27 protein-coding genes are annotated in these 26622 nt (G+C 59.2%); 7 read left to right on the forward strand and 20 right to left on the reverse strand.

Annotation, left to right across the window (positions count from 1 at the left end; all coding sequences use genetic code 11):
- Nucleotides 1-2: 2 nt before the first annotated feature.
- Together ACID345_RS17330 and ACID345_RS17335 are read right to left on the reverse strand one after the other, a co-directional pair.
- Complete coding sequence (locus ACID345_RS17330; protein WP_011524156.1) at nt 3-1457, reverse strand: sigma-54-dependent transcriptional regulator; 1455 nt, start codon at nt 1455-1457, stop codon at nt 3-5.
- Nucleotides 1450-4362 (reverse strand): ATP-binding protein, encoded by a 2913-nt coding sequence (locus ACID345_RS17335; protein WP_011524157.1) that lies wholly within the window; start codon nt 4360-4362, stop codon nt 1450-1452. The genes ACID345_RS17330 and ACID345_RS17335 overlap by 8 nt, the downstream gene beginning before the upstream one ends.
- A gap of 522 nt (nt 4363-4884) precedes the next feature.
- Between ACID345_RS17335 and ACID345_RS17340 the strand changes: the two genes are divergently transcribed.
- Together ACID345_RS17340 and amrB are read left to right on the forward strand one after the other, a co-directional pair.
- Nucleotides 4885-5493, forward strand: a complete 609-nt coding sequence (locus ACID345_RS17340) for an NADH-quinone oxidoreductase subunit B (RefSeq protein WP_011524158.1) — start codon at nt 4885-4887, stop codon at nt 5491-5493.
- Nucleotides 5494-5572: 79 nt separating this feature from the next.
- Nucleotides 5573-6388 (forward strand): AmmeMemoRadiSam system protein B, encoded by an 816-nt coding sequence (gene amrB, locus ACID345_RS17345; RefSeq protein WP_011524159.1) that lies wholly within the window; start codon nt 5573-5575, stop codon nt 6386-6388.
- A gap of 62 nt (nt 6389-6450) precedes the next feature.
- On the opposite strand, the gene ACID345_RS17350 is transcribed toward amrB, so the two are convergent.
- On the reverse strand, nt 6451-7830 hold the full coding sequence (locus ACID345_RS17350; protein ID WP_011524160.1) for a FecR family protein: 1380 nt from the start codon (nt 7828-7830) through the stop codon (nt 6451-6453).
- Between the two features lie 532 nt (nt 7831-8362).
- Between ACID345_RS17350 and ACID345_RS17360 the strand changes: the two genes are divergently transcribed.
- The 4 genes from ACID345_RS17360 to ACID345_RS17375 all read left to right on the forward strand — a co-directional run bounded on the left by ACID345_RS17360 (nt 8363) and on the right by ACID345_RS17375 (nt 13591).
- Entirely contained in the window at nt 8363-8773 is a 411-nt protein-coding gene (locus ACID345_RS17360) for a hypothetical protein (protein WP_011524161.1), read from the forward strand.
- Complete coding sequence (locus tag ACID345_RS17365) at nt 8770-10038, forward strand: glycosyltransferase (protein ID WP_011524162.1); 1269 nt, start codon at nt 8770-8772, stop codon at nt 10036-10038. The genes ACID345_RS17360 and ACID345_RS17365 overlap by 4 nt, the downstream gene beginning before the upstream one ends.
- Nucleotides 10035-11645, forward strand: a complete 1611-nt coding sequence (locus tag ACID345_RS17370) for a hypothetical protein (protein ID WP_011524163.1) — start codon at nt 10035-10037, stop codon at nt 11643-11645. Before ACID345_RS17365 ends, ACID345_RS17370 begins: the two co-directional genes overlap by 4 nt.
- Nucleotides 11646-11866: 221 nt before the next feature.
- Entirely contained in the window at nt 11867-13591 is a 1725-nt protein-coding gene (locus ACID345_RS17375; protein WP_148210155.1) for a multicopper oxidase domain-containing protein, read from the forward strand.
- Between the two features lie 9 nt (nt 13592-13600).
- Here ACID345_RS17375 and ACID345_RS17380 read toward each other — a convergent pair whose 3' ends face one another.
- The 5 genes from ACID345_RS17380 to ACID345_RS25735 form a co-directional block, all read right to left on the reverse strand.
- Nucleotides 13601-14395, reverse strand: a complete 795-nt coding sequence (locus ACID345_RS17380) for an alpha/beta fold hydrolase (protein ID WP_011524165.1) — start codon at nt 14393-14395, stop codon at nt 13601-13603.
- Nucleotides 14396-14498: 103 nt separating this feature from the next.
- A complete protein-coding gene (locus tag ACID345_RS17385) occupies nt 14499-14885 on the reverse strand; it encodes a hypothetical protein (protein WP_011524166.1) in 387 nt (128 codons plus the stop codon).
- Nucleotides 14886-15020: 135 nt separating this feature from the next.
- Nucleotides 15021-15521 (reverse strand): Fur family transcriptional regulator, encoded by a 501-nt coding sequence (locus ACID345_RS17390; protein ID WP_148210156.1) that lies wholly within the window; start codon nt 15519-15521, stop codon nt 15021-15023.
- A gap of 56 nt (nt 15522-15577) precedes the next feature.
- Nucleotides 15578-17098, reverse strand: coding sequence for a PD40 domain-containing protein (locus ACID345_RS17395; protein ID WP_041855823.1), 1521 nt, complete (start codon nt 17096-17098; stop codon nt 15578-15580).
- A gap of 9 nt (nt 17099-17107) precedes the next feature.
- On the reverse strand, nt 17108-18475 hold the full coding sequence (locus tag ACID345_RS25735) for a serine/threonine-protein kinase (RefSeq protein WP_011524169.1): 1368 nt from the start codon (nt 18473-18475) through the stop codon (nt 17108-17110).
- A gap of 108 nt (nt 18476-18583) precedes the next feature.
- Between ACID345_RS25735 and ACID345_RS17405 the strand changes: the two genes are divergently transcribed.
- A complete protein-coding gene (locus tag ACID345_RS17405) occupies nt 18584-21040 on the forward strand; it encodes a penicillin acylase family protein (protein ID WP_049761956.1) in 2457 nt (818 codons plus the stop codon).
- Between the two features lie 57 nt (nt 21041-21097).
- Here the strand turns inward: ACID345_RS17405 and ACID345_RS17410 are convergent, their stop codons facing one another.
- From ACID345_RS17410 to ACID345_RS17460, 12 genes are all read right to left on the reverse strand, one after another.
- On the reverse strand, nt 21098-22264 hold the full coding sequence (locus ACID345_RS17410; protein WP_011524171.1) for a YncE family protein: 1167 nt from the start codon (nt 22262-22264) through the stop codon (nt 21098-21100).
- A 457-nt stretch (nt 22265-22721) separates the two neighbouring features.
- Nucleotides 22722-22985, reverse strand: coding sequence for a hypothetical protein (locus tag ACID345_RS17415; protein WP_011524173.1), 264 nt, complete (start codon nt 22983-22985; stop codon nt 22722-22724).
- A complete protein-coding gene (locus ACID345_RS27530; protein WP_408609929.1) occupies nt 22982-23218 on the reverse strand; it encodes a helix-turn-helix domain-containing protein in 237 nt (78 codons plus the stop codon). The genes ACID345_RS17415 and ACID345_RS27530 overlap by 4 nt, the downstream gene beginning before the upstream one ends.
- A complete protein-coding gene (locus ACID345_RS17420) occupies nt 23188-23721 on the reverse strand; it encodes a hypothetical protein (protein WP_011524174.1) in 534 nt (177 codons plus the stop codon). Before ACID345_RS17420 ends, ACID345_RS27530 begins: the two co-directional genes overlap by 31 nt.
- A 178-nt stretch (nt 23722-23899) precedes the next feature.
- Nucleotides 23900-24091, reverse strand: a complete 192-nt coding sequence (locus tag ACID345_RS17425) for a hypothetical protein (protein WP_041855825.1) — start codon at nt 24089-24091, stop codon at nt 23900-23902.
- A complete protein-coding gene (locus ACID345_RS17430) occupies nt 24088-24426 on the reverse strand; it encodes a hypothetical protein (protein ID WP_011524175.1) in 339 nt (112 codons plus the stop codon). The genes ACID345_RS17425 and ACID345_RS17430 overlap by 4 nt, the downstream gene beginning before the upstream one ends.
- 38 nt (nt 24427-24464) lie before the next feature.
- Nucleotides 24465-24872, reverse strand: coding sequence for a hypothetical protein (locus ACID345_RS17435; protein ID WP_011524176.1), 408 nt, complete (start codon nt 24870-24872; stop codon nt 24465-24467).
- A complete protein-coding gene (locus ACID345_RS17440; protein ID WP_011524177.1) occupies nt 24869-25699 on the reverse strand; it encodes a helix-turn-helix domain-containing protein in 831 nt (276 codons plus the stop codon). Before ACID345_RS17440 ends, ACID345_RS17435 begins: the two co-directional genes overlap by 4 nt.
- A complete protein-coding gene (locus ACID345_RS17445; protein WP_011524178.1) occupies nt 25696-25917 on the reverse strand; it encodes a hypothetical protein in 222 nt (73 codons plus the stop codon). Before ACID345_RS17445 ends, ACID345_RS17440 begins: the two co-directional genes overlap by 4 nt.
- On the reverse strand, nt 25918-26127 hold the full coding sequence (locus ACID345_RS17450; RefSeq protein WP_041855827.1) for a hypothetical protein: 210 nt from the start codon (nt 26125-26127) through the stop codon (nt 25918-25920). It lies immediately after the preceding gene.
- Nucleotides 26120-26428: a hypothetical protein gene (locus ACID345_RS17455; RefSeq protein WP_011524179.1), complete on the reverse strand. Its 309-nt coding sequence runs from the start codon at nt 26426-26428 to the stop codon at nt 26120-26122. Before ACID345_RS17455 ends, ACID345_RS17450 begins: the two co-directional genes overlap by 8 nt.
- Nucleotides 26421-26609: a hypothetical protein gene (locus tag ACID345_RS17460; protein ID WP_011524180.1), complete on the reverse strand. Its 189-nt coding sequence runs from the start codon at nt 26607-26609 to the stop codon at nt 26421-26423. The genes ACID345_RS17455 and ACID345_RS17460 overlap by 8 nt, the downstream gene beginning before the upstream one ends.
- Between the last annotated feature and the right edge of the window lie 13 nt (nt 26610-26622).

Raw genomic sequence — 26622 nt, forward strand, 5'->3', positions numbered from 1 at the left:
CGCTACGCTCCCTGCGGCTGCGCCTCGCGCGAGGCCTTCTTCTTGATCTCGATCGAGAGGCGCTTGATCTTCTGGTTCAGCGTGGAGAGCGGGATGCGAAACTTCTCGGCGGCTTCGGTCTGGTTCCAGCCGACTTTTTCCAGCATGTCCACAATGATCCGGCGTTCGCAGTCTTCCATGATCTCGAAGAGCGAGGCGTCAGGACGGGTCTCGACGAACGAGAGGCTTGAGCCGCGGCCGACGACGTTGTCGGGCAAAAGATCGATGGTGATCGATGGACCGTTGGCGAGAACCACTGCACGTTCGATGACATTTTCCAACTCACGAACGTTGCCTTGCCAGTTGTAATCGAGCAGCGGGCGCAAGGCTTCGGGGGTCATGCGCATGAGCGGCTTGGCGTTTTCTTCGCAGAACTTCTTGATGAAGTGTTCGCAGAGGAGCGGGACATCCAGGCGGCGCTGGCGCAACGGCGGCAGGTCGATAGTGATGACGTTCAGGCGGTAGAAGAGGTCCTCACGGAACTTCCCTTCTTTTACGAGCTGGCGCAGGTCCACGTTGGTTGCGGCGATGATGCGCACGTCTACCTGGATCTCCTGCACGCCGCCGAGGTGCATAAACTTGCGGTCCTGGAGCACGCGCAGGATCTTGGCCTGCGTCTCCATGCTCATGGTGCCGATTTCGTCGAGGAAGAGCGTGCCGCCATCGGCGACTTCGAACAGGCCCTTCTTGCTGGCGATGGCCGAGGTGAATGCGCCCTTTACGTGCCCGAACAGCGTGGATTCCAACAGGTCGGTCGGCATCGAACCGGTGTTGATGGGCACGAATGCGCGGTCCTTGCGCGTGGAGTTCATGTGGATCGCTTTCGCGATCAGTTCTTTGCCAGTGCCGCTCTCGCCTTGCAGAAGTACGGTGGAGCGCGAGGGCGCAATCTGGGTCACGAGGTCGAAGATGCGCAGCATCGGCTCGCTCTTGCCGATAATGTTTTCGAAGTTGTAGCGTTGTTTCAGGGCGCGCTTCAGTTGCAGGTTTTCTTCTTCAACGCGGCGGCGTGCGATGGCAGCGCCTACGTCGGCGAGCAGCTTCTCGTTGTCCCACGGCTTCTGGATGAAGTTGGTGGCGCCCGCCTGCATCGCGTTCACTGCGTTTTCCACGGTGCCGTAGGCGGTGATCATGATCACGGAAATTTCGGTATCGCGGCTGCGGATCTCTTTCAGGATTTCGATGCCATTGCGATCTGGGAGCGCGAAGTCGAGCAGAACGAGGTCGTAGGGATGCGCCGCCATCTGCATTAGGCCGTCGCCACCATCCACGGCGGTGTCCACCTGGTAGCCTTCGAGTTCGAGCAGGGTCTGCAGCGATTCGCGGATCGCGGCTTCGTCGTCAATGATGAGCACTACGCCCGCGGCGCTCAGCTCGCGGGCACTGTTGCTCGTGCGGGAGACCGCAATTTCAGGCATTCACAGCCTTCCTGACCATGGGGAACTCCATCGTGAACTGCGTGCCCTCGCCGGGGCGGCTGTCCACGCGGATCTTGCCCGCATGTTCCTGGATAATGCCGTAGGTCACAGCCAATCCGAGGCCGGTGCCTCCGGAGTGGCCCTGCCGCGGCGATTTCTTCGTGGTGAAAAATGGATCGTAGATGCGTTGGATGTGTTCCGGCGCAATGCCGCTTCCGGTGTCGCATACCTCAACCTCAACCGCGCGGCCGTTGCGCGTGGTGATGCTCAGCGTGCCGCCCGAGGGCATCGCATCCTTGGCGTTGAGGAAGAGGTTCAGGAACACTTGCTGCAACTTGCCGGTGTTGCCGTAGATCTTGGGCAGCGTAGGCGCGAGGTGGTTTTCCACCTTCACGCGCGAGGTCTTTAGCTGGTGCTCGAGTAAGGCGAGCGTGTCGCTGACAACCTTGTTGATGTCTACTTCAGCAAATTCGCTGCTGCCGGTGCGGGAGAAGTTCAGCAGGTTGTTAACGATCTCCGAGGCGCGGAACGTCTGTGTGGTGATCTTCTCGAGCAGCGCCGAGCGGCGTTCATCGCCCTGCAACTGCTTGGAGAGCATCTGCGCGTAGGACGAGATCACCGCAAGTGGCGTATTGACTTCGTGCGCCACGCCGGCGGCCAACAATCCAATGGACGAAAGCTTTTCTGCCTGCGCCAATTGCGATTCGAGTTCGACGCGATCGGTCATGTCGTCGAGGATGATGATGCGGCCGATGACGTTGAAATCGCGCGTGACCAGCGGTGCGATAGCGATGTTACAAATGCGCGTGTCGCCCGCGGGAGTGCCCATGCGGAACTTATAGAGATTGTTAATGCCGGGAACCTGGCGGACGCGATAGAACTCTTCCACGAAATTCAGCGGGAAGACATCGGAGAGGCGCTTGCCGAGGGCCTCCGCGCGGGGCAGCGCGTACATCACTTCCATCTGCGCATTCCACGATTCGATCTTGTCTTCGAGATCGACGGCGAGCACACCGACGCTTACGGATTCGACAATGTTCTCGTTGAATTCCTTGAGCCGCTCGTACTCGGTGATTTTTTCTGCGAGCGACTGGTAGAGGCGCGCGTTCTGCAGCGCGATGCCGATGTAGCCGGCCAGCGTCTCGAGCAGCTCTACATCTTCGCTGGAGAGGAAGTCGCCCTCAGTGGTCTTGCCAAGGCCGACCATCGCGATGGTGCGGCCCATCACCGTGCAAGGCAGATAGTAGTTCAGATCGAGGCGGCGAATGGTCTCGCGCGCGCCGGGATTTTCGCGAACTGCCTGGCTGGTGTTGTCGAAGAACAGGTGCCCGGCTGCAGCCATGTCCGGACGCTCTTCGTTCATGAAGCTCATGTCGAGCCCGGTGGTCTGCGAGATGCCGCAGCTCTTTGCCAGCACCCAGCGACTTTGTTCATCGTGCACGAAGACGGCGATGCGATCGACGAGCAGCGTGCGCGAGAGGCGGTCCACAATGGACGCCAGCATCTTGTCGAGATCGGTTTCGGAGTTCAGGTCGCGGCCGAATTCGATGAGCGTCTTACGGTAGTCATACCGCTTGCGATAGAAGAACTTGTCGAGCTTGTCCTGGATCCAGTTCTTGAACGGATCGAAGAGCAAGGCCGTGACGACGATCGCCGCCATCAATCCGGCTGGGCCGGCGCTCGGGAAGTTCTTGTGGAACATTTCCGAGGCCCCGCCGATCGCCATGAAGTAAATACCGGTGATCGTGCCGGCGGCGAGTGTGTAGGCCATGCCGCGCTTGAAGATGAGGTCCACGTCCATCAGGCGATAGCGGAAGATGGCGTAGCCGAAGGTCAACGGGAGGAAGATCAGTGAGAGCACCGAGATCTTCATGGCCGCGGTCGGCAGGCTGCCGCGCAGGTACGGGATGACGTAGAAGATGGTGAACGGCGCGATCGCCATGAACGTGCCGCGGGTCACCCACTTCATCTGCTGACGCAGGATGGGCGAGGCGGCATTCGCGTAGGTCTGCCAGAGCACCACGGTCGCAGCCACGAAATACACCGCGAGATACAGCATCTGGCCGCGGTCGAGGTTCCAGCGCAGGACTTCACTGGGGCGCAGGAAATTCAGCGCCACGATATGCAGCGAAAGCAGCGCGGCGGGCACCGCATAGACAGCAGGCACCAGCCACTTGTGTCGCTTTACTACGTCTTTGGTCTCGGGGAATGTGAGCGCGAAATGCAGGAAGAGCGCCGGCTGTAACAGCCATGCGGTCACGTTTGACCAGTAGATGATCCAGTCGAACTGGTTCAGCTTACCGGTGAAGTGGAACGAGTAGTAAACGAACGACGCCAGGCAGAACAGGTAGAAATGGGTCGCCTTTGGGGCCGTCCAGCGCCGGAACAGAACGTAGATGCCGATGCCAAGGTAAATCAGCGCGATGAGGCGCAAGCCGCCATTCAGGGAGCGATCGGCCGGAGTGAGAATCACCGGGACTTCGATCGGCACATTGCTGCGGGTCAGCGAGAAAGTAGCCTTTGACCAGCTTCCGGTGCGGTAAATCTGCCGCACTTGCACGGCTTTGCGGGTAATATCGACGCCGTTGATGGCGATCAGGACGTCACCCTGCTTGATACCGGCCTTCTCGCCGGGGCCGTCGGCCTCGACCTTTTCGGCCTTGAGATGGCCGCCGGATTCCACCCACCAGACGCCGTCGGTAGGGGTCTCGAACTCCCGCTCTTTCTGGAAGTTAATGAAGGAGAATACGATTGCAGTCGCGGTCAGCAGCGCCACAACGGCGGCAACGAAGCGGACTTGATTCTCCTTCAGCATGGGCCGGTTCCGTCCTTTGCCAGAGCTGGTGGGAAGGACGGTAATCTCCGGCGAATCCATGTGCAAATCTACTGCCATCTCACTTTGCATGCTGGTTTCCGCTAAGTCACAGGAAAACCAGCGCCTACGAAAATTATATGTCCAGTCAATCCCGAAATCGGAAAGAGTGTACAAAAAATCATATTCCTATCTGCTTGATAGACGGGCTTCTCCCGGAAACGGTGGGAGGAATACTTGGGACGAATGGAATTTGGAAGCGTGCTCGGGAGCGGGAAAGGCGCGATTGGAGACGAATGTTTGGATTGACTCTGGGCTCCAGCAGCCAGAAAATCAGCTTCCAGTCGATCAGGAAGCTGACCAGCATGCGGTACCCCTTTGGGTAGCGCATAAGCACCACCACCTTTCAACGTGAGATCGCCCGGTGATTCCGCACCGGGCGTTCGCTTCTTACGGCAAAGTCGGTGCTTCTTCGGAGCAATCGAAGCTCTCGGCACGATGAAAGTTCCTCCCAATGTACCCCCGCGCAAATTCTTGACCATGTGACGGCTATCACAGCCCTCGGGTATGCCGATTTGGCACCATGAAGCTGCCGGAACCACGGCTGAGGCAAGCATGTCCTGGATCGAAAACAAGTTTGAAAAGAACTTCCTGCTGAGCAGCGTTGATTACGTCTTTAACTGGGCCCGCAAGTCTTCAGTTTGGCCGATGACCTTCGGCCTGGCGTGTTGCGCGATCGAGATGATCACTGCATCGACCGCCCGGTACGACATTGCGCGGTTCGGCAGCGAAGTGTTTCGCCCATCACCCCGGCAGAGCGACCTGATGATCGTGGCAGGCACCGTGACGTTGAAGATGGCGCCGGTGGTCCAGCGCATTTACGAGCAAATGCCCGAACCTAAGTGGGTGATGGCGATGGGTGCGTGCGCGTCAGTCGGAGGGCCATTCAACACCTACGCGACATTGCAGGGAGTGGACAAGATCGTGCCCGTGGATGTGTACGTGGTGGGCTGTCCGCCGCGGCCGGAGAACCTGTTCTACGGACTGCTAAAACTCCAGGACAAGATTGACCACATGACGCTGGCGAAGAGGCCCACCGATGTCCGGCTCGACGAAACTATGCTCGACGAGTTTCGAAAGAGTGTTCGCATCGCGCAGGCCGGATCGACGGTCGTGATTCAACCTGCGGCTCCGCCGGTCGTACCGGGACTGCAGACCAAATAGGAATAAAGTTTTCAAGCGGGGCATGGCTTCGGTCGTGCCCCTTTTCGTTGTCGTATCATCTGACCGAACGGAGGCGCCTATGTCGGTCACGATTCGGGAACCTGCCGTCGCCGGACGCTTCTACCCCGGCAATCCAGAAAAGCTCACGGCGGACATCGGCGATTACACCACGCCAACCAACGCGGAGAAACTGGCGGCCATTGGCTGCGTCGTCCCGCATGCCGGTTACATGTATTCCGGACATGTCGCCGGAGCAGTGTATGAACGATTGGATCTGCCGAAACGTTTCGTAATCCTCTGCCCGAACCACACGGGCGCTGGACATCCGCTGGCAGTGATGCGCGAGGGCTCGTGGCGTACGCCGCTGGGCGATGCTGCGATTGACGCCGAACTTGCCGACCAACTGCTCGCGGCGTTTCCACTCACCAGCGAGGACGCCGACGCGCATCGCACTGAGCACGCGCTCGAAGTGCAGCTTCCCTTTCTGCAAATCCTCGTTCCCAATTTTCGATTCGTTCCGGTCGCCGTCGGCACGGGGCGCTTCGATGTTCTTTCCGCGCTGGGTGAATCCATCGCAAAGGTAGTGCAGAGCGCTGCGGAGCGCGTGATGGTGATCGCATCGAGCGATATGAATCACTACGAGAACGACGCCGACACTCGCGTGAAAGATCGGCTTGCGATTGAGCGCCTATTGGCTCTCGATGCGAAGGGGCTTTACGACGTGGTGCACGAGAAGAACATCAGCATGTGCGGCTATGGTCCGGCGGTCGCGATGCTGACGGCGGCAAAGCGCGTGGGTGCTTCGCGAGCAGAACTCATCAAATACGCGACCTCGGGCGATGTCTCGGGAGATCGAGACATGGTGGTTGGCTACGCCGGCATTGCAGTGCTCTGAAGAAATCGCGCGCAAAAGAAAATGCCCGGATCGCTCCGGGCATTTGTGTTGCAAGGTTTTGTTTAGTGAGGACGAGTCGCAGGCGGATGGCCTCCGGCCGGTGCTCCGCCACCCATGCGTTGACCACCACCCGTTGGCGGTCCGCCCATGTGTTGACCAGAGGGTTGTCCCCCGCTCGCGTGCTGTGCGCCGCCGGCATGCGCAGGCTGCGCACCGCTCTTCGCGCCAGTGCTCGTGCCAGTCTTCGTGGCGGTTGTATTCGACGTCGGCTTGGCGCCGGACGTCGCAGTCGCCACAGGCGGCTTCACGCGGACATTGTTCGAAGCTTTCGCGCGCGTCGAGACTGCGGCATGCGATCCACCTTCAGGATGTCCCGCGAGAATTGCCGGGTGCACGTTCGGTGGATTGCCCACCACAACCGTCTTCACCGGAGTCTTGCCGACAACCGGAACGGTTGGTGCGTGCCAGTTAGCCGGCACAGCTCCGTATGCTGGACCCACGTTCCAGGAATTGAAACTCGAGCCGGGCATCCACATCCAGCCGTAGGCCGGAACGTAGTTCCAGGCACCGTAGCGATACGGTCCCCATCCCCACGGATACGACGAAACCCACATGTAGCCTAAGCCTGGGTTGTAGTTCCAGACGCCGTTCATGAACGGGTCCCAACCCATTCCCATGCCGTAGGGCTGCCATCCCCAACCGAAGCCCGGGACGTTGGTGTAATTGCCGTAAGAACCAAGGTATCCGAACTGTGAGCTATACGCATCGCCATAACCAACCGGGGCGGCCTTCATGCTCAGCGCCGCAACCTCTCCGTCACGATGCTTGTCCCACGTGTCGCTGCCCAGCTCGTCGACGCCTCTACCAACCTTCGCGTCTTCGGCGGCAAGGTTCACGGATTCGTTGTTCTTAATCTCGATCGACTGGTCGCCGTCAACCATGGCGTCGCCCTTGAACACGGAGACGAGAACATTCTTGTCGCTGGCGTCGACGCGGAAGTGCGAGGACTTTGCAACGTGGATGGTCTTGGCGCCGGCCTTGACGATGATGTTGTCGTCTTTGCCTACCTTCGAGAAGTTGAAGTACACCACGCCGTGATCAACATTAATGATGTTGATCTTTCCGCCGGAATCGGCAAGCGCGAGTTTTTCGAACTGGATTTGCGCGTCATCCACCATTCGCACGGTGCTGCCATTTTCAAACTGGATTTCAGCGTGCGAGTTGTTCGGCGTGTAGATCCACATGCCCGCTGTTACCGGCGTATTGAGAACGGCATGAGTGAATCCGTCATCCTGGTTTGTCGTGTTGATTTGGGCGTCGCCATCAATGTAGCTCAGGCGAACGATGCGGACATTGGATTCGGCCAAGGCAGGCAGCAACAGCACGAAGCTGCAAACAACTGCCAAGAGCGCGATCAACAAACCCTTCCGACGCTGCAACATGAAGCACACTCCCCGCAGGTACTCTGCGCCGTACTAGGATGCATTCTATAGCAGCTATTCGCGTTGACATTGCAAATGTTGCTACAGCAATTCTCTCGCAACAGAGCTTGCTCACTTACGGTAACCCTGTCCTTACGACGGAGTTGCTGCTGAAACGCGATCCGACGCCGCTGGTGGCCTCTGCTCTTGTGGGTCGTCAGAAGCCGAGGATAGAGCCATCTGAGCGACTCCAAGCGAGCATCGTATTGTCTTCGTATCTCCTTGAAAAGGAACGACATCAAGAGATTAAGTAATCACATCTTAGGTTACTAAAGTACAGTCATATACCAGCATTAGGGTATGTACTAACGGACAATACCCGCTACATTGGAGATGTCCGCAGCAGATCCCCTGCTTGAACGAGCCTCGCGTTCTCCAGGTCTCTCGGCAAGACAAAAATCTCTTCGTATTAGGCGCCTTCGTCCCAAGGCGCGCGTCCACGAGTGTTTCGTGGCGCCGGCCCCGATGTGTGTGAGTTTGGGAGGAAGCTGCTTTGGGATTCGATCCGCACAGAGTTAGACGACGCCGACATATCCGCCACTTCTACGCGGGATGCGGCTGGCTGGTTTATTTCGCCGGATGGGCGCGCGTATTGCCGCGAACTCCCAAGGTAGAAATCTGGTCGTTCGGCCTGGTCTTCCTGGCGTCGGTGATCCTCATTCATGCCAGCGCCGCTGCCTGGATTGGCCACAACAAGCGCATTGCCAGCCGCGGGAAGCGTGGACTCTCCACCCGCTACATGTCGCCAAATTTCTCGACCGACCATCTCGACCGTCCGCTGTTAGTGGATCGCGACGCTCGCGACGCGGCTGAAGTAACGGTATCTGTGAAAGGGCCGGCAAAACTCTACGTAGCGTACGTCGGCGTGGAAGAAGAGGTAGCAATGGAAGTGGGTGCCGATTGATCCCGCTGGCTTACGAATCGCTTCTCAAAGCCTTGCGCGCGGTAGACCACACCGTGGTGTACGTGTATGCGCTGCGGTTTTACGGCCTCTATCCGATCCTGATGAGTTGGGTGTGGATCTCGCTGTCGCTTTTCTTCCGTCGTCGACAGGAAGATACCGAAATGGAAATGTCGGGCCCTGCCCCGATGGTCTCGATTCTCGTACCCGCGTTTGCTGAAGCGGAGACGATCGACGACACCATTGAAGCGCTTCTGAAGCTCGATTATCCGAACTACGAAGTCATCCTCGTGAACGATTGCTCACCGGACAACACCGCCGAAGTCGTTCGCCAATATCTCGACGATCCGCGCATCAGGCTATTGAACAAGCAGGTGAACGAAGGCAAGGCCATGGCTTTGAACGATGCGTTGCCGATGTGCCGCGGCGAGATTCTTGTGGTGATTGACGCCGACATCATCGTGTCGCGCGATCTTCTGAATTACATGGTGCCGCACTTTGCCGGCACGCGCGTGGCAGCCGTGACCGGCAATCCGCGGGTACGCAACCGGGTCTCGATCCTGCAGCACCTGCAGGCGGTGGAATTCTCTTCGATCGTCTCAATGCAGCGCCGTGCGCAACGCGTATTGGGCCGCGTGTTGACCGTGTCTGGCGCGGTTTTCGCGGTTCGCCGCAGCGCTTTACTCGAGCTTGGTGGGTTCACACCGCACATGGCGACCGAAGACATCGACCTGACCTGGCGTTTGCAGATGAAATTCTGGGATGTCCGTTACGAACCGCGCGCCGTGGTGTGGATGCAGGTGCCGCTCAGCTTGCGCGAGTTGTGGAAGCAGCGAAAGCGTTGGGCGCGCGGGCTCGTCCAGGTGCTCAAGCGCCATCGCGAAGTACCGACCAACTGGAAGATGCGTCGCATGTGGCCCATCTTTTACGAATCGATCTTCTCGATCCTGTGGTCGTACGTCTTCGTGCTGATGACCTCGTACTGGCTGATTTCCTTGGCAGTTGGCTACGCGCCACGAGGCGTATCGCCGTTCCCAAATTTCTGGGGAATGATGATCGCTACGACCTGTCTTTTGCAGCTATTCATTGGCGCGTGGGTTGACCGGCAGTACGACCCGGGAATTATGTGGTCGTTTCCGGAAGCAGTTTTCTATCCGGTCATTTATTGGATGTTGATGGCACTGATTACTTCGTTCTACACGATTCCGGCGTTGTTCAAGAAACCGCCGAGAGTACAGACGTGGCGAATTCGGCGGGGTCCTGCATGAAGTTTCGAATTTTCTTATCGATTTTGATTTGCGTTGCGAGCGGACTCGCACAGGACGCCCCGCACCTGGCGACAGCCGATGCGCTCGCCAATAAAGGCGATCGCGCGGCTGCGATCCGGATGTATGAGTCGCTGCTCGCGAAAGACGCTGGGAACGAGCGGCAGGTAACGCCGCGACTGGCGCGTCAACTGCTTTGGTCCGACATGGCGGAGAAGTCGCTGCCGCTGTTCCGTCGCGCGATCAGCACCAACGCCGACGACTGCGAACTGCGTCTTGACTACGCGACGGCGCTGTCCTGGTCGGACCACTTGAAGCAGTCGTTCAAAGAATATGCCACGATCGGCGAGGTCTGTGCGAAGTACAAGACCGAGGTGCTGCTTGGCCAGGCGCGTGTTCTGCGTTGGATGGACAAGCCTTCGGCATCGAGCGAGATCTATCGTCAACTGCTTGACGATCCCAAGGCACAAGACGCGGCGAAGATCGGTCTTGTGCTGAATCTGCAGGCCGAAGATCGCTACCGCGAGTCGCGGACCGTGGCGCAGCAGGATCTGAAGGCTGGCATTCGCGATGAGGCGCTCTACATAGCAGTCGCGGGCGACGACGTTCGCCTCGGTAACTCGGCCGGGGCGCTCAACGACATCTCTGATACGCCTAAGCAATACGCATCGAACCGCCAGTTGACTGACCTGCATGACTACTTGGAGCGGCGCGATAATCCGACTATTGACGAACATTCGTCGAACTTTCACGATCGCGACGGCACGTCGTACATTTCGAACGAGACTGGATTCCGAACGACGACGTTCAGCACCGGCATCAACTTTATTCAAGGCTTCTCACGCTTGTTTGGAGACACAGTACAGAACGCGGAAGGCAGCGTGGTCGCCGACTGGACGACGGCCAGCGTAGACCATCACTTCGGCGAAAGCTTGTTCATGAATGGCCGGGTCACGTCGTCGCGCTTCCGCAACGTTGGCGGATTCGACCCCTATACCGGCGAGATCAACGCAGTCATCACCCCGCAAGACCGCACGCGGATTGACATCACCGCAGCGCGCGTTCTCATCTCCGACAACTACCAGGCACTCGCACATCACCTGGTTGGGAATTTCGTGAGCGCGGGAGCCGACATTCCTGCTGGCGTGGATTGGACGTTCACCGGAGCAATGGACTACACGCACTGGACAGAAGGCAACAACCGCATGCGCTACCGCTTCATTCCGGCGTATCGCGTGGAGGGCCGCCCTCGAATTACAGTGAGCCTGCCGATGCTTTTCCAGACCTACGACCAGGGCTTCAGCTTCAACTTGTTTTCTCCGAAGCGCTATTTCGAAGTTGGGCCGGCGGTCAATCTCTACATCCGTAAGTGGCACTACTGGAATTTCTCGGCGTACGGCGAGATCGGCGCGCAACACGAAGACGCGCAACCGTGGCGGCCGATGGGACAAGTACGTGCGCACGCTGACCGTGATCTCTGGCGGCATTGGGCGACAACTGCTTCCGTAGGATGGTCGAACTCCAACGTGGCAAGCCCGTCGGGATTTGAGCGCTTCTCGCTCGAGGCCGGGCTCAGCTATCGCTTTGGAGATGAGAAGCGGCGCTGGTAGATCGATTGCGTCAGCGCAAGTACGATCTTGGCTAGCATCGGCGCAGAGGCGCGTGGCATAATCGCGGCCCCTTCCCCAAAGGTGGATTCTTGATTGCTTCGCGCAAACTGCGTTGCTTCGCCGCGCTGTGTTTTCTTTCGTCCGCACTCTGCTTCGCGGACGATTCCCCGCACCTTGCCACAAGCCAAAACCGCGCCGCGGCAGGAAAGCTCGAAAATGGCGTGCTGACGATTCATCTCGAACTGCGTAGCGGCCTATGGCGTCCTGAGGCCGAAGATGGGCCGGAACTTTTCGTGCAGGCGTTTGGGGAAGAAGGAAAACCAGCCCAGGTTCCCGGCCCGATGATGCGCGTGCCCGCGGGCACCACCATTCATGCAACTGTGAAGAACACGCTCAAAGTGAAAGCGATTCTGTATGGTCTGCATGCGCGTCCCGGCGATGCCAAGGATAGTTTCGAGTTAAAACCCGAAGAGAGCCGCGAGGTGACCTTCGCTGCCGGTGATCCTGGCACGTACTTTTATTCCGCGCGCACTTCCACCGACTATCCCGATCTACCGCCGCTCCGCGATGATGCGCAGTTGAATGGCGCATTCATTGTGGACGACCCACGCGACACCACGCCGGACCGCGTGTTCGTGATTAACACGATGTTCGTAAAAGGCGAAGTCTTCCACCCGACGATCGAGATTCTCAGCATCAACGGGAAGATTTATCCGTTCACGGAGCCGCTGGAGTACACCGAGGGTGAAGCGGTGCGGTGGCGTGTGCTGAATCCGGGCGTCTCTGAGCACCCGATGCATCTGCATGGCGCATTCTTTAATCTTTTAAGCGTTGGAAGCGCCGAGAAAGAAGCGAAGTACGCTCCGGGCGAGAGGCAATCTGTGGTGACGGAGGATATGGTGCGGGCGAGCACCATGATGATGGAGTGGAAGCCGCCGCACGAAGGACGATGGCTCTTCCACTGCCACTTCCACGCGCACATCTCGCATGATGAACGCGTGCCGGTAATGATTGACAACATCGACGCTGCGCCGCCGAAACACGAACACCACGACATGATGATGAGCGACATGGCCGGACTGGTAATGGCCATTAACGTGAAACCACGCGCCGACAAAAAGCCTGCGCCGATGGTCGCTGCCGCGCGCAAGGTTGATCTCGTGGTTGAACCCACGACGGACCAAGGCAAGTCACCGACATTCTCCTGCTCGGTGCGTGAAGGCAAGAAAATCGTCGCATCCCAAGAAAAAGCGATGGGGCCGCCGATCGTCGTGACACGCGGCGAAGCGGTGGAGATCACGGTACTGAATCATTTGAAAGTTCCCACAACGATTCACTGGCACGGCATTGAACTCGAGAGCTACTACGACGGCGTAATGGGCGGTGGCTCAGGCAGCCAGATGACGCCGGCGATCGCGCCGGGCGAAAGCTTCGTCGCAAAATTCACGCCGAACCGCGCCGGGACGTTTATCTATCACACGCACGCGGCGACGCCGGAGCAGCTTTCCGGCGGAGTGTACGGTGCGCTGATTGTTCTCGACCCCGGACAAACCTACGATCCGGAACACGATCGACTGCTGGTGATTGGCACCCGCGACGCTGATTTTTACGCGAAGCGAATCACGATCAACGGTTCGGAATCGCCGAATGATGTAGCGCTGCTGGCGGGCGTGAAATATCGGCTGCGCGTGATCAACATGGCGCCGGAGTTGATGGCGGACTTGCAATTCGGAACCGCTGAACATCCGGCAACGTGGCGGGCGATCGCGAAGGATGGTGCGGCTTTACCGGCGCGCCTGGTAAAGAGCGGCGATGCGAAACTGCACATCGCTTCCGGCGAGACCTACGACTTCGAGTTCCAACCGCAGACGAAGGGCGACGTCCCTATCGAGGTGAAGAACACGCTCAACGATGCGAAAACGTTGAGCAGGTTCGTAGTTCAGTAGCCGCGGTTCTCAACTGCGCGGGAGGCGCTCCAGCCACTCGCGCAGGGTTCTTCCCACTTCCTCCGGCTTCTCAAACGGCGAGTAGTGCCCTGCCTTCTCGATCACCCGCATCTCTGCGCCGCGAATGCCAGCGCGAATGGCTTCGCCCTCCGAGACGGGAACACTGTCTTCCTCGCCGAAGATGACCAAGGTTGGCACGTTGATGGTCGTGAGCGTGGGTGTGGAATCGGGGCGTGCTGCCATCCCCTGCTGGCTCGCGGCAATCCCGGCAGCGGATGTTTCCATCAGCATGGCGCGCGCGGCATTGGCGATGTCGGGGCGATTGCTGCGCGTGCTTTGACCGAGAAGTTTGGGGAGCATGTCTTCGATGAAAGGCTCGGGGCCGCGAGCCAAGACATCGTCGGCAGACTTCAGGCGATTGGCGCGGGCTTCGTCGGTATCGGCGGGGGCTTTGGTGTCAATGAAGCAGAACGCTTTCACCCGCTCGCGGGCTTGTCGCCATAGTTCGAAGTTGATGTAGCCGCCGATGGAGCAGCCGACGAAAGCCGCGCGCTGGATGCCAGCGTCTTCGCAAATCTTCAGAACGTCGTGGGCATGCTTTTGCATGGTGGCAGGGCCGTTGCCTGGTTGCGATTGTCCGTGGCCGCGAAGATCGGGGAGGGTTAGGCGAAAACGGGACGCGAGCGTATCGACGATCGGCAGCCAGAATTTGTGGTTTGCGGGGAACGGGTGGAGCAGGACTACATCGGGACCGCTGCCGTGGATCTCGTAGTAGAGAGTAGTGTCGTCGCTCTGCAATTGCATGCGGACATTGGAACATATCCGAAGGACGGCAGAGTGGTAGCGATAGGGGTCCTTCGACTGCGCGTGTTGCGCACGCTCCGCTCAGGATGACAGACCGATGAGGTTATGCGTAATCGATAGGGTGGCGCTCCAGCCAGTGGGCATCGCGCGCGGTGCCGAGGTTCTTCATCGCGCCGGAGGCCATGCCCCTGGTTTCGTGGCGGGTGGACCAACCCACGCCAATCAGGAGGCCGGTGACGCCGCCTAGCACGCCGAACAATGCGCTCTCCGCGGTGAGCTTGCGCTTGTTGCCGAGGTAGCCACACAGTACCCCGATGCCGGCGCCCAGCACCGTCAGTCCAAGCGAACTGGGGGCTGTTTTTACCAGGACTTTGGGCAGACGATCTTCTGCGGGAATGGCGCTATGGCCGTCCTTAGCGCCTTCCAGCGCTGTGCTGACGAGATCGCGTGCGTATTCGAGATTCTCTCCGACCCACTCTGTCACGTTCATATCAAGTACCGCCTTTGCAGATATTGTCCGCAAAATAGCGTCGCTTGGCTGTGATTTGGGTCACCTCAGGATGTTGCAGATGAGGTTGCAATCGTAATGGAACGAAGTTCCGGAATAGGGCGACGGCCCTAAAACTTAGCGCCCGTTGTCTTCCGCTTTCGAGCAGTTCTCGCAAATGCCGAAGACTTGGAAGCTGTGCCGCGTGGTGCGGTAGTGGTGCTTCTTGCCAATGTCCTTCTCGACCTTCTCAATTTCAGGAGAGAAGAACTCCACCGAGCTGCCGCAATTGGTGCAGACCATGTGGTGATGGCTGCGGCGATAGAACTGGTGCTCGTAACGGGCGACGCCGTCATGGAAAGCGACTTCGCTGGCGAGTCCGCACTCGGTGAGCAGCTTCAGGGTGCGATAAACCGTGGTGAAGCCGATGCCCGCATCTTTTTTCTTCACCAGGCGGAAGAGTTCGTCGGTCGAGAGGTGGTCACGGGTCTCCACGAAGGTGCGCAGGATGACATCCCGCTGTTCGGTGTGTTTCAGGCCGACTTTGCGGAGATGTTTATGGAAGACATCCTCGGCCTCGCGCATCATCTCGCGCGAAATGCTGGGCTGATCGTCTACGCGTTTCGGTGGTTGGCTCACGGGGCTCAAGGCAGTTCGACCGTTAATAGTAAAAGCATACCATTCGCGCCAAGGAGCTACTTGGACGGGAAGTAGCCCATGCTCCAAGCGTTGGAGTTGTCGATCATCGGCGCAAAAGCCAGCGTCTTCCCGTCCGGCGACGGCTGCACGGCCCAGATATCCCAGCTCGGACGGTAAAGCATAGTCGCGTGGCCCGTTAGATCGCTGTGTACCACTGCCGTTCCTCGAGACGAGTAGCTGAGCAGGAACAGACTCTTACCGTCACTCGACCAGCTTACGCCGTTCAGTTGCGCCCATTCGCCGCTGGAGAACTTCTGAGGCGTGGCACTGCCGGCAGCGACGATCTGGACTTTACCGACTTTGTAATCGAACTCGGTGGTTGCGACCTGCGTGCCATCCGGCGAGATATTCCATCCCATGAAGTCGGGTACGCCGGGGGCTTTGCCAAATTCCTTTTTCCTGCCCTGGGTGGGATCGAAGGCAGAGAACGTCAGCCCAGTGTCGCCGCTTTCAGCGACCAGGCAATCGCCGTTCAGAGGACAGCGAATATTGGGAATGCTTGTGATGATCGTGATCGGGTCGCTATCGAGGGTGAAGCTTCCCTTCACATCCATAACGAACTCCGGGGCGCCGCCGGCAATCGGGACCCGCATCACCTTGCCGCCGGTGACCGTGAGTTTGGGCGCGACGACTTTCGGCCACTGCACGTATAGCACCCACTTACCATCGGGACTTACGACGGGCGAGAGCTGCTCCTCAGGGCCGGAGGCGAGAGCACGCGGGCTGCGCTCCTGTATCCCCTGGACGTAGATGTTGTAGTTGCCGTCGCGGTTCGAAGTGAAGACGATGTTCTTGCCGTCGGGAGACCAGGAGCCGAACCAGTTGATGGCAGCGTTCAGGGTGAGCCGCTGCGGTGCTTTCAACTCGGTGTTGTTGTTTCCGAGTTCCGCGAGATACACCGCGCTCTCCAATTTGCCGTTGAGAAAAACGAAGTGGTTGCCATCGCTGGTGGCGTGAAAATCGGTGAAGGAATATCCGTTCCAATTCGTAAGCTGTTGCGGCTTGCCCTTCGGTTTGCCGGTATCGACGTTGTAGCGGAGTTCGTAGAGATTGCGTTCGTACTGGCGCGGCGGGGCCTCGCTCATGGAAAAGATAATGCGTCCGGGCTGTTCATACGTCGCAAACGTGACCCGCAGATCGCTGAGCAACACCTGCGGATCTCCGGCATTGAGGTCGCGGCTCTCGAGAGCGCCGGTTGGGCCCTCGAGTGAGGAATGCTGCCTGACGTAGAGAATGCGTTTGCCGTTGGAGATCCAGGTCGGCCCGAACAATCTGTATCCGCCTTCTGGTTTCAGGAAGTCGTGGGCCTGGCTGCCGTCAGAGTTCATGATTCCGATGGAACGCTTGACACTGTCGAGATAGACGATCTGCGAACCATCGGGCGAGAGGGAGGCCTGGAAAGCATCGTCGCGAAGCTTTTTGAGCGAGGCGCCGATAACCGAAATCATGTAAACGCCTTGCCGTTCCTGCGCCACCGGACCGCTCACCAGGAGTTTGGTCCCATCCTGGGACCACACGAGGCGCGCTCAACGGAAGCAAAACGATTCGGGCGTAGGCAGGGTCTGCGTCTCACCGCTCGATAAAAGGCGAAGGTGCAGTCCTTCAAGGTCTGCGAAGAGGAGGTATTTGCCATCCGGGGAGATGGAAACTCCCGAGACGGGGTCCTCCGACGAGTTCGAAGTAATGGCCTGGGGCTTGAGGACAGCCTCGGTGTAAGGCCCATGCGAGCCGAAGAAGCCGCCGAAATATCCTGCCGCGAACAACACGGCAACAAGAACGGCCGCAATGCCGATAAACAGCGGCGTCTTGCTGCTCTTCTTTGGTGGCTCAATTACCGCCGTGCTCGGCCCGGACACCGGCGCGCTTGCCGCGGTCTGCGACGCGTACGACTGGGCTTGCACCGAGGGCGCTGAAGCTGCGGCGACCGACGACGAAGGGGCGGCGAAAACAGTTTGCGACGGTGAGGCCGCGGCAGGCTGCGAGGGTGTGGACGCTGCTTGCACCGCCGCACTCTTGCCAGATTCGATCTCGCGACGCAAACGCTTGAGGTCCGCGCGCATTTCCGACGCGACCTGGTAGCGTAGGTCGCGGTCCTTCTCGAGAGCTTTATTGATAATCCGCTCGAGTTCCGCAGGGATATCGGGATTCAGCCGCACCGGTGCCGTCGGCTGGCGATTCAAGATCGCATCGAAAATACTGGCCGTGCTGTCGCCGCGGAACGGAAGTTGGCCTGTGGCCATCTCGTAGATCACAGAGCCGAATGAGAACAGATCACTCCGAGCATCGAGTTCTTTCGCGCGGGCCTGCTCTGGTGACATGTACGCCACGGTGCCGAGCGTGGAGCCGGGACTGGTGAGATGCGGGTCTTCCGCCGCCATCGTCATCGTGTTCGCCGAAGCGATCTGGCTGGACGATGGATTCCTGCCGGAAACTTTTGCGAGCCCGAAGTCGAGGACCTTTGCAGCGCCCCGCTTGGTAACGAAAATGTTCGCGGGCTTGATATCGCGATGAACGATGCCGGCGGTATGTGCGGCATCGAGCGCGTCGGCGACATCAATCGCGATGGGCAACAACTCGTCCATCGCCAGCGGACGGTTGTCGACGCGGTGCTTCAGCGTCTGGCCGTCGAGATACTCCATCGCGATGAAAGCTTTGCCGTTCTCCTCGCCGATATCGTAAATGGTGCAAATGTTCGGATGATTGAGCGCGGACGCAGCCTGGGCTTCACGCTGGAAACGTGCGAGCGCTTGCGGATCGGTGCTGACGGTGTCGGGGAGAAATTTGAGGGCAACGAAGCGGTGCAGGCGAGTGTCCTCCGCCTTGTACACCACGCCCATGCCGCCGCCGCCGATTTTTTCGACGATGCGGTAATGCGAGATTACCTGGTCGATCATTGATTAGGTATTAGCCCCGGGGAGTTGAATCATCTTACGGACGTTGAAAGACAGCGTCAACAGTGGGTTTGTAGTGAGCACCCGGGATCACTACAATTGAGCTTTCCCATGGCTACCACGAAGGTCGCTCCCGCTACCCGCACTACGAGCCGTATCGCGCTCAAAGTCGTAATTGCCCTGCTGGCGCTGTTGTTGGTGGTGTTCCTCATCGCCGACGCCTGGTTCTTCCACGCTGCCAAGGTTGCGCTGCCGCAACTCGACGGCTCGCTGTCGGTGCCGGGGCTGTCCGCGCCGGTCACAGTTGCGCGTGATGTGCATGGCGTGCCGACCATCCAGGCGCAGAACCTCGACGACCTGTTCTTCGCTCAAGGTTTCGTGGCCGCGCAGGACCGCTTGTGGCAAATGGATATGACGCGCCGCTACGCTTCGGGCGATCTCGCCGCGATTCTCGGGCCGGAGTTGGTGAAGCACGACAAGCAGCAGCGAATTCTTGGCATGCGGGTGATGGCCGAGCGCGGCGTGGCTGTGTTGAGCACGCGCGACCGTCAGTATCTCGAGGACTATGCCAAGGGCGTGAATGCGTACATTGCGCAGCACCAGAAAACGCTGCCGCTGGAGTTCCGCCTGCTGACGTATTTTCCGCGCGCGTGGACGCCGGAAGATTCCATGCTCGTCGGACTGGGGATGTATCAGTATCTGAATGGCTATGAAGCTGAGACGAAGCTGCTGCGCGAGAAAGTCACGGCGAAAGTTGGGCCAGAACTTGCCGCCGATCTTTATGTGAACAGCAGTTGGCGCGATCATCCTCCGGGATCGGAGAGCGGCGAGATCGAGAACAACGGCGACGGCAATCCGAACGAGAACGAAGAGCAATCGAGAAGCCGGACTTCATCGCCCGCCCACCCTGTTGCTGCGCGAGAAGGGTGGGGCACCCACATTCAACCTGGCACTCACGATCCCGCGGCTGAATATGAGCCGATGATTCCTGGATCCAACGATTGGGTGGTGAGTGGCTCGCATACCGCGACTGGCAAGCCGCTGCTCTCGAACGATATGCACCTCGGGCACTCGATCCCGAACACCTGGTACATGGCGCACCTCATCTGCGCCGATTACGATGCCGCAGGCGTCACGCTGCCGGGCATGCCGTATGTGATCGTGGGACACAACCGGCGAATCGCGTGGGGATTCACCAACGTTGGGCCGGACGTACAGGACGTTTTCGTCGAGACCTTCAACTCCAATGGTGAGTACCAGACACCACAGGGCTGGATGCAGCCTGAGCATCGCAAAGAGACGATCCGCGTGAAGGGCAAACCCGAAGTCGTGGTAGACGTGGTGATCACACGCCACGGGCCGATCGTCACCGACCTCGTGCCTGGCGAGACGCGCAAGATTGCGGTGAAGTGGACCGCTGCAGATCCGAACGCCATCGGACTTCCCTTCTTCGACGTGAACAGCGCCGGCAACTGGCAGCAGTTCCTCGATGGCTTCTCAAAGTTCGGCGGTCCCGGACAGAACGTGGTTTATGCCGATGTGGATGGGCACATCGGGTACCACACCACTGGCAAAGTCCCCATTCGCGCCAGTGGCAACGGCGCGCTCCCGGTGGCGGGCAACGACGACGCGCACGAGTGGACCGGCTACATCCCGTTCGACAAACTGCCGAGCGGGTTCGATCCGCCGTTAGGCATTATCGGCACTGCAAATGGCAGGATCGCGCCGGATGGCTATCCGTATCTCATCAGCAACGAGTGGACGGAGCCATACCGCACCCAACGCATTTACAGAGTGCTGAGTTCGAAGCAGAAGCTGACGCCCGCCGACATGCTCGCGCTGCAGATGGACGCACATTCAGAACTCGACAAGTTCACCGCCGAGAAACTTGTCTACGCTGTCGACCAGAACCCAAAGGCTTCCGACCGCGCGAAAAAAGCCGCGGACCTGATGCGTGGATGGGACGGCGATGTGAACAAAGATTCCGTCGCGCCGACTATCGAGACTTACTCCCGCCGCTGGATCTGGAGGAAGATGATCCAGGGTAAAGGCATTGAGCCGCACGACTACGACTGGATGATGAACGCGGTGTGGTTCGAGAATGTGCTCGCGCATCAACCCGACCGCTGGCTGCCGCCGGGATACGCGAATTACAACGAACTGTTCGCCGCCGCGGTGGAAGACACGGTGAAACGCGACGACGCACCGCACGCGCTGGGACTCTGGAAATATGGGCGCGCGTTCCCGGTAGAGTTCTCACATCCGTTCTGGGGACGGCTGCCGATCATCAAGCGCAGTGCCGGTACCGGGCCAACAGCGCAGTCGGGTAATGCGTACACGGTCAAGGCGACCGCGAAGGATTTCGGCGCGTCAGAGCGCATGACGGTGGACTTCTCCGACCTCGATCACTCAACGTTGAACATCGTGAACGGCGAGTCGGGAAACATCTTCAGCGATTACTTCAACGACCAGTGGGCGGCCTACAGCGGAGGGACAACGTTCGCGTGGTCGTTCTCAGCGGACGCCGTGAAGGCCTCGACGAAGCACCAACTTACACTCACTCCGTAGACTTTCAGGGCAAACGAAAGGACGGCCGCAGCCGCCCTTTTGTGGAACTCAAATACTCTACTGGTCGAGCAACTTGATGTCCCAGCCATCTCCGATGATGTCGTAGGGCATGCCGTAGGTGCCGCTGGGATCGAACTGGAGCAACTCTCCGCCCTGCATCACGTAGACCCAGTTTTTCTTGGGCGCCGGCGTGATTGCTGTCACGTTGCCAGTGGACGTCGGGATCGTCGCTTTGCCCGAGTTGATGACCGCAAGACAATTGGTCGTGCTGCAGTTCTTGCTGCCGACAAAGATGGCGCTATTGAAGGCGGTCATCAGAGTGTGCAGACCGTCTGGAATCGCGGTGATGCCGGAGACGGTTCCGCCTGAGACATCGACGGTGCTGTAGACGCCTTGGCTACCCTCTGGCTTCGTCAAATCGTTCCCGGCAATCGAGAGCGTCGAGCCGTTCAACAATCCAACGGTCGCACCCGGAACTGGGATGGCGGTTCCCGGCGTTTGAGCTGACGGCGAAACGGCCAGCGGTTGCACGCTTGGCGCGGCTGCGCCGGAACACTCCGTACCGCAATTCAAAACATAAGCAGTTTTGTTATCACTTCCGAAATAAGCCATGTACGGGCGATTAAACCCGGTGATCTCTTTGGCTTTGATCGTCGTTGCGCTCAGGTCCACGTACCAAAGCGAATCGGTGTCGTCGGCGAAAACGAGCAGTGAGTTGTTGTCGCTGCTCAGTGCCACGCGCCGCGCGCCGGCAACCGGGATCTGTACACCGGCGGTTCCGGTCGTCAAATCAAACGTCAACACCGCCCCCGGAGGGGTCGGATTCGCTTCCGGGTTTTGCGGAATTGGAAAGTACGCATGCTTGCCATCTGCACTCAGAACGCCGCCATCGGTGTGATAGTTCAGAGGGAGCGAACTGGTGACGGTTTCCTGCGCGCTAGCAAAGTAGTTGAGGCTGAAGCTTAAGTCGTCGTAGATGAGGACGAAGCTGCGATCGGGAGCGATGTACATCGTCTGCGGCGCGGAGAGCGCAGCGACCGTCGTGAGATAGATCTGCGGCGGAGTCTTGTCAATGTTAAGGATGTTCACGCCGCCCGTAACTGCGTTGTCAAAGAGGGCGCGGTCCTTGAGGTTAGAGACTTGCGCGTTGTTGCTGCTGCCGCCACCGCACGACGTCCAGAACGCTGCACAGAGAATTGCAAAAAGAATTGCTGCTCGCTTCAAGAGCACTCCCAAGAGCCGGAAAGCCTAATATTTTCCTGCTGGAAAACCGTGATTATAACAGAGTAGACGCGGCCCAGCGGCGAAGGTGAGTGTGAGTACAGGAATTGAGTGAGAGTGGTGGGATGTTGGGGGACACAGCGGGAACGCGCGGGATTCATGCGGGTTAGGTGACGTTTTCACCCGCTCCGCGGCGCCATGCTGACTGGAATTAAATGAGAGTGCCGAGCCGCATGTCCGCTGGATTCTGCTTGTAAGTTGTTGATAGTTCGCGCGGCGAACGCCGATCCAACGGACATCGTGTCCGTTGGATTCTACCGAGGCGCTTGGCACAGCGGCGGGAACGCGGCGCGCTTGCGATTGGCGCGGTTCTGAGGGTGTTCCGATCCAACGGACATGGGAGAGGAAGACGCCAAACCCGCCGCCAGTTTCGGTGCGAATCCAACGGACATCACTTTCCTCATTTCGGTGGCTCGGTTTGGAGCTCATTGAGTTTGTCCATGACGCTCTCGGCGGGGATATACCACCAGCCCCGCTCGCCGTAACGGAAGGAGCCCTTCAGTTCGCCGGCTTCACACATTCGGGTGACACTTTTGGCGGACCGGAAGAGGATCTTCGCAGCCCGGGGAGCCGAGATACACCCGGTGTGAACGAACTGCATTTTAAGTTGATTTGTGCCACCGCCAGAGGGCGCTTCCTGCTTCTTTTTTGTGTTGATGGTCACCTGGCCCTCCTCCTTTCGCGATCGCGCCCGCGCGCCATCCTGGCGTCACGGTAAGCGATCACAGACGAACGGCTGATTCGGTTCCAACCGCGATCGGTGATACGCCATCCGGAGATCGATCCTGCATCCACCAGGCGCGTCACAGTCTTCGCGGAACAGCCCAAAATTTCAGCCGCCTCGGAACTCGAAATATCGACGTCCTTCAGCCTCTTTTTTTGCTGTCCTCGTACCAAATTCCCGCCTTTTGCAACAAACGTTTCAAGCCCCAGCGGACGCTATTCGCGTCGGCAAGGGTGCGAATTTGTGGGTTGCTGCGCTTGCCAAGTGGTGACGATGGCGAGCACAGCCAGGCATCGAAGCGATCACGCGTCCAATCGAGGCGCAGGTAGAAGCGCTCGATGGTGGCGAGGTCTTCGGCGGATGCGAGGCGCGGCTCTTTCTTAAATTCCTGGCCATCGCGGCGGCCGTCGATCCCGGCGCGGCGCGCATCCTCGCGGCGGCGCGTTCGCTTCGATGGAGCCTTCACGTTCAGGAGCCGCTGCAGGGCGTCAATGAGGCCCTTCGCCTCGTCCAGAGTGAGGTCTTTAAAGGATGAGATCAGCCGGCCGGTCTGCTGCGATGCCCACTGCAGGCGCTCCTCGCGCGTGCCGCGTGTGGCGTCGAGCGTGTGCCTCTCGTACTGCGAGTAGAGCACCTGCAGGCGCTGAACCTGACCTTTTGTGATGGCGACAGTCACGACAACTTCACCTCGAACCTATAGCCGCGAGTCTCGGGTTTGCAGAGCACACATCCACCCGCTCGAATCTCAGAAGTGTGGACGGGCATACGGCATGCCGGGCAGTTGCGCCGCTCTTCCCCGCACCACGAGCAGATGTAAATGTCATCGTCATCACCGGGATCCGCATTGCTGACCACTATTCGATTTCGCTCCACGCTTCTGGTTTACCGGCGCGCTGGGCTTTGATCGCCTGCTCAATATCCTGCAGCTTGATGACTACGGCCGCGATGCCACAGAAGAGGAGCGTTGGGACGTCGAAGCGGTGCAATGCAACCGCGAGCGCAACACACAACCCGATCCAAACTATGAAACTGAGAGTCTTCTTCATCGCTTCCTCCGCTTCTTTGCCTTCACCGGCTCGGTGCCGAGCTGGTTGAGAATTTCAGGAAACAACTTAGCGAGCTGCAGCGCGGTCTTTGGCGTTGCCAAACCCACGCGCTTGCCGCGGATAGTGATCCACGTTGGAGGGGGAAGCTCGCGCGCGGCCTTCCTGGCCTCTTTAACGGCGCCTTTTCGCAGGCGCTTGGCGCGCTTCTGCGCGAGCTTCTCCTTGCGGTCCTGCTGTCCGCATTCCGGGGAGTGGAACATCCGCGTGTAGTCATAATCGCCATTCTTGTCGCGCAAAATCTCGTTACAACCAGCCCTCGCACACTGCCTCGGCATTGCCCCTCGCCTCTGATCGTTCCGGGTCTACGCCCGTGTTAGTTATCGTTCTTCCGCCGGCGTGCCCACCGCTTCATCCACCAGCGTTTGTGGGCCCAGAACACTTGACCACCGCCGCACTCAAACTCTTCGCCCTTCCATGTCACGATCTGATCCCATCGCAATGCGCTATCCACGCGGCCCCATTCGTCGAAGGTGCTTCCCGGTTTCTCAGCTCGCAGACTCGCACCGCACCGCCAGAAGTGATGCCACGTCCTCACCTGGTACGGCCGCACATAGAAGATGACCGTATTGATGTAGCAGCAGTAGGCGATCGCGAGGTTCGGATTCGGAACCTTCGATGTCAAAGGCTCGGTGATCTCGATCAGCCACGGCTTCGGTTGCTCGACGAGCCAGCCACTCGCGATTTGATCTTCAAGAATGTAGGGCTCGGCGATTAGCATCATTCGTCGCCTGCCTCCTGCATCCGCGCGAACAAGCGGCGCTCGATCGCCTCGACGCGCTCGCGCAGTTCAGCCGATTCCGCCATCGATTTCTCCAAGCGGGTGACAGATGTTTTCGCGGTACCGGTGGAGCGCACCAGGTAGAGGGCGATGTCTGGGAATGATCCGATCCCGAGCCGATGCGCGATGTAGGTGACGATCGCGCGCATTTTCGCGCCGGGCTGCGCGTTGCCAGGCTGCATTACGTCCGCTTCCGTGCATCCATAATCGAGTGCTACTTCGCGCACAACATCAGAGAAGCGGATACGCCCTGCAGGCGCCGTCGACACGTCGCCTTCGAGCCGAGCCTTTATGGTGCGCACGGTACGCGCGAGCTGAGGGTCGGTGACAAGGCGTTCCTTGATGCGCCGCACGCCGTAGCAGAGCGTGGTGTGGTGGACGTCGCTCTTGCGCGCGATCTCGCTCAACGAATAAGGAGTAAGGTGCGACGCCAGCAGCCACATCACCTGGCGCACTAGCGCCATCCGCGAGAATTTGCGCGGCGTTGAGAAGTATTCCAGCGGGACCTCGAACTCCTTTGCCACTTCTTCGGCGATTGCCGAGAGCGTAATCACCCGCCCAGCCCGATTGATACGCGGCTTCATCTCGCGCTCTTCATACTGGCTGCCGCGGTTGTGCCGGCGCATGCGAATGAATTCTTCGCTGATCTCGTGAAGGCGGTCGATCTGCGTCCGCATTTCGCTGAGCATCACGCGCATGGCGGCCAGGTCGGACGAGGTCAGCGCCGGTTGAGGAGGCATCTTGTGGGGTTTAAGGAGTTCGAGATTCATACGGCAAACACCTTCTTTTCGGGATCGAGCGCGGTGTAGATCACATGGTCGCCGTCGAGGTAACGCATCATCTCGTGCGCGGTCACGCGCTGGACCTGCTCCGCCACCAGCAGCACGCTCAGTCCGGTCGCAGGGTCGATCAGGTGGAGATCGACGAGCGTCGATTTCACCGTGCTCACCTGCATCCGGTAGCGATACGCTTCGGCGGGCAGTTGCATCTACTTCTTCTCCAGTGGCACGAAGCCGAGAACGCCGCCGCCCACGGTGGCGATGGCTGATGCTTTCGGCGTGCGATCGGGCATCACCAGCGGCTCGGGCGCGGGCCACTCATGCACACAAGCACAGCAGCGGCGCAGCTTATTCGCCAGGATGCTGAAGATGGACCAGCCGCAGCGCGGGCAGGTTTCGAACTTGTGGACTTCAGGCATCTCTTCTCCCTAAAAAAATTAAGACTGAGTTGGTCACTCTCATCATGTGGCGGAATCGCTCGCTGTCCTTTGCTTGCGCCAGTTCCCGGCACAACAGTTCCAGCGTCACCAATGCCAACGAATATTCGCGCTGGCCGATTACCAGACCCATCTTTTCGGCGCGGCGCAGAGCGCGCCGGCACTCGACCACGGCATCATGGCCGATGACGTGGGCTGGTGAATCGAACCACTGAGCTACAACTCGCTCCAGCGCACGATGGACGCGCTCTTGCACTTCTCTGAATTCCGCGATCTCAGGCATGGGCGCTCTCCTCCGGGCGGAACGTTTCGATGGTGTCGAACTGCGGATAGCGATCGGAGAGTGCCTCGTAGTCGTCGAGCATCTCGCGTGTCGCGGCGTCGGCTTCCACGCGCTCGACCAGTTTCATTAAGTCGTCGATCGTTGTTCCGTCGTGTGGCACGGCGTCCAGAGTTCCTACCATCGATGTCCCCCGG

Origin of the sequence: Candidatus Koribacter versatilis Ellin345 (genome assembly GCF_000014005.1) — a bacterium.
Classification (GTDB): domain Bacteria; phylum Acidobacteriota; class Terriglobia; order Terriglobales; family Acidobacteriaceae; genus Korobacter; species Korobacter versatilis_A.

Bases quoted from the DNA above. Each gene is read 5' to 3' on its own strand.
- ACID345_RS17425 (WP_041855825.1), bottom strand. From the start codon at position 24,091: ATGAAGAAGACTCTCAGTTTCATAGTTTGGATCGGGTTGTGTGTTGCG.
- ACID345_RS17440 (WP_011524177.1), bottom strand. From the start codon at position 25,699: ATGAATCTCGAACTCCTTAAACCCCACAAGATGCCTCCTCAACCGGCG.
- ACID345_RS17450 (WP_041855827.1), bottom strand. From the start codon at position 26,127: ATGCCTGAAGTCCACAAGTTCGAAACCTGCCCGCGCTGCGGCTGGTCC.
- ACID345_RS17370 (WP_011524163.1), top strand. From the start codon at position 10,035: ATGAAGTTTCGAATTTTCTTATCGATTTTGATTTGCGTTGCGAGCGGA.
- ACID345_RS25735 (WP_011524169.1), bottom strand. From the start codon at position 18,475: ATGATCGACCAGGTAATCTCGCATTACCGCATCGTCGAAAAAATCGGC.
- ACID345_RS17350 (WP_011524160.1), bottom strand. From the start codon at position 7,830: ATGTTGCAGCGTCGGAAGGGTTTGTTGATCGCGCTCTTGGCAGTTGTT.
- ACID345_RS17430 (WP_011524175.1), bottom strand. From the start codon at position 24,426: ATGCCGAGGCAGTGTGCGAGGGCTGGTTGTAACGAGATTTTGCGCGAC.
- ACID345_RS17455 (WP_011524179.1), bottom strand. From the start codon at position 26,428: ATGCCTGAGATCGCGGAATTCAGAGAAGTGCAAGAGCGCGTCCATCGT.
- amrB (WP_011524159.1), top strand. From the start codon at position 5,573: ATGTCGGTCACGATTCGGGAACCTGCCGTCGCCGGACGCTTCTACCCC.
- ACID345_RS17380 (WP_011524165.1), bottom strand. From the start codon at position 14,395: ATGCAATTGCAGAGCGACGACACTACTCTCTACTACGAGATCCACGGC.
- ACID345_RS17435 (WP_011524176.1), bottom strand. From the start codon at position 24,872: ATGATGCTAATCGCCGAGCCCTACATTCTTGAAGATCAAATCGCGAGT.
- ACID345_RS17445 (WP_011524178.1), bottom strand. From the start codon at position 25,917: ATGCAACTGCCCGCCGAAGCGTATCGCTACCGGATGCAGGTGAGCACG.
- ACID345_RS17335 (WP_011524157.1), bottom strand. From the start codon at position 4,362: ATGCAAAGTGAGATGGCAGTAGATTTGCACATGGATTCGCCGGAGATT.
- ACID345_RS17330 (WP_011524156.1), bottom strand. From the start codon at position 1,457: ATGCCTGAAATTGCGGTCTCCCGCACGAGCAACAGTGCCCGCGAGCTG.
- ACID345_RS17385 (WP_011524166.1), bottom strand. From the start codon at position 14,885: ATGAACGTGACAGAGTGGGTCGGAGAGAATCTCGAATACGCACGCGAT.
- ACID345_RS17460 (WP_011524180.1), bottom strand. From the start codon at position 26,609: ATGGTAGGAACTCTGGACGCCGTGCCACACGACGGAACAACGATCGAC.
- ACID345_RS17340 (WP_011524158.1), top strand. From the start codon at position 4,885: ATGTCCTGGATCGAAAACAAGTTTGAAAAGAACTTCCTGCTGAGCAGC.
- ACID345_RS17405 (WP_049761956.1), top strand. From the start codon at position 18,584: ATGGCTACCACGAAGGTCGCTCCCGCTACCCGCACTACGAGCCGTATC.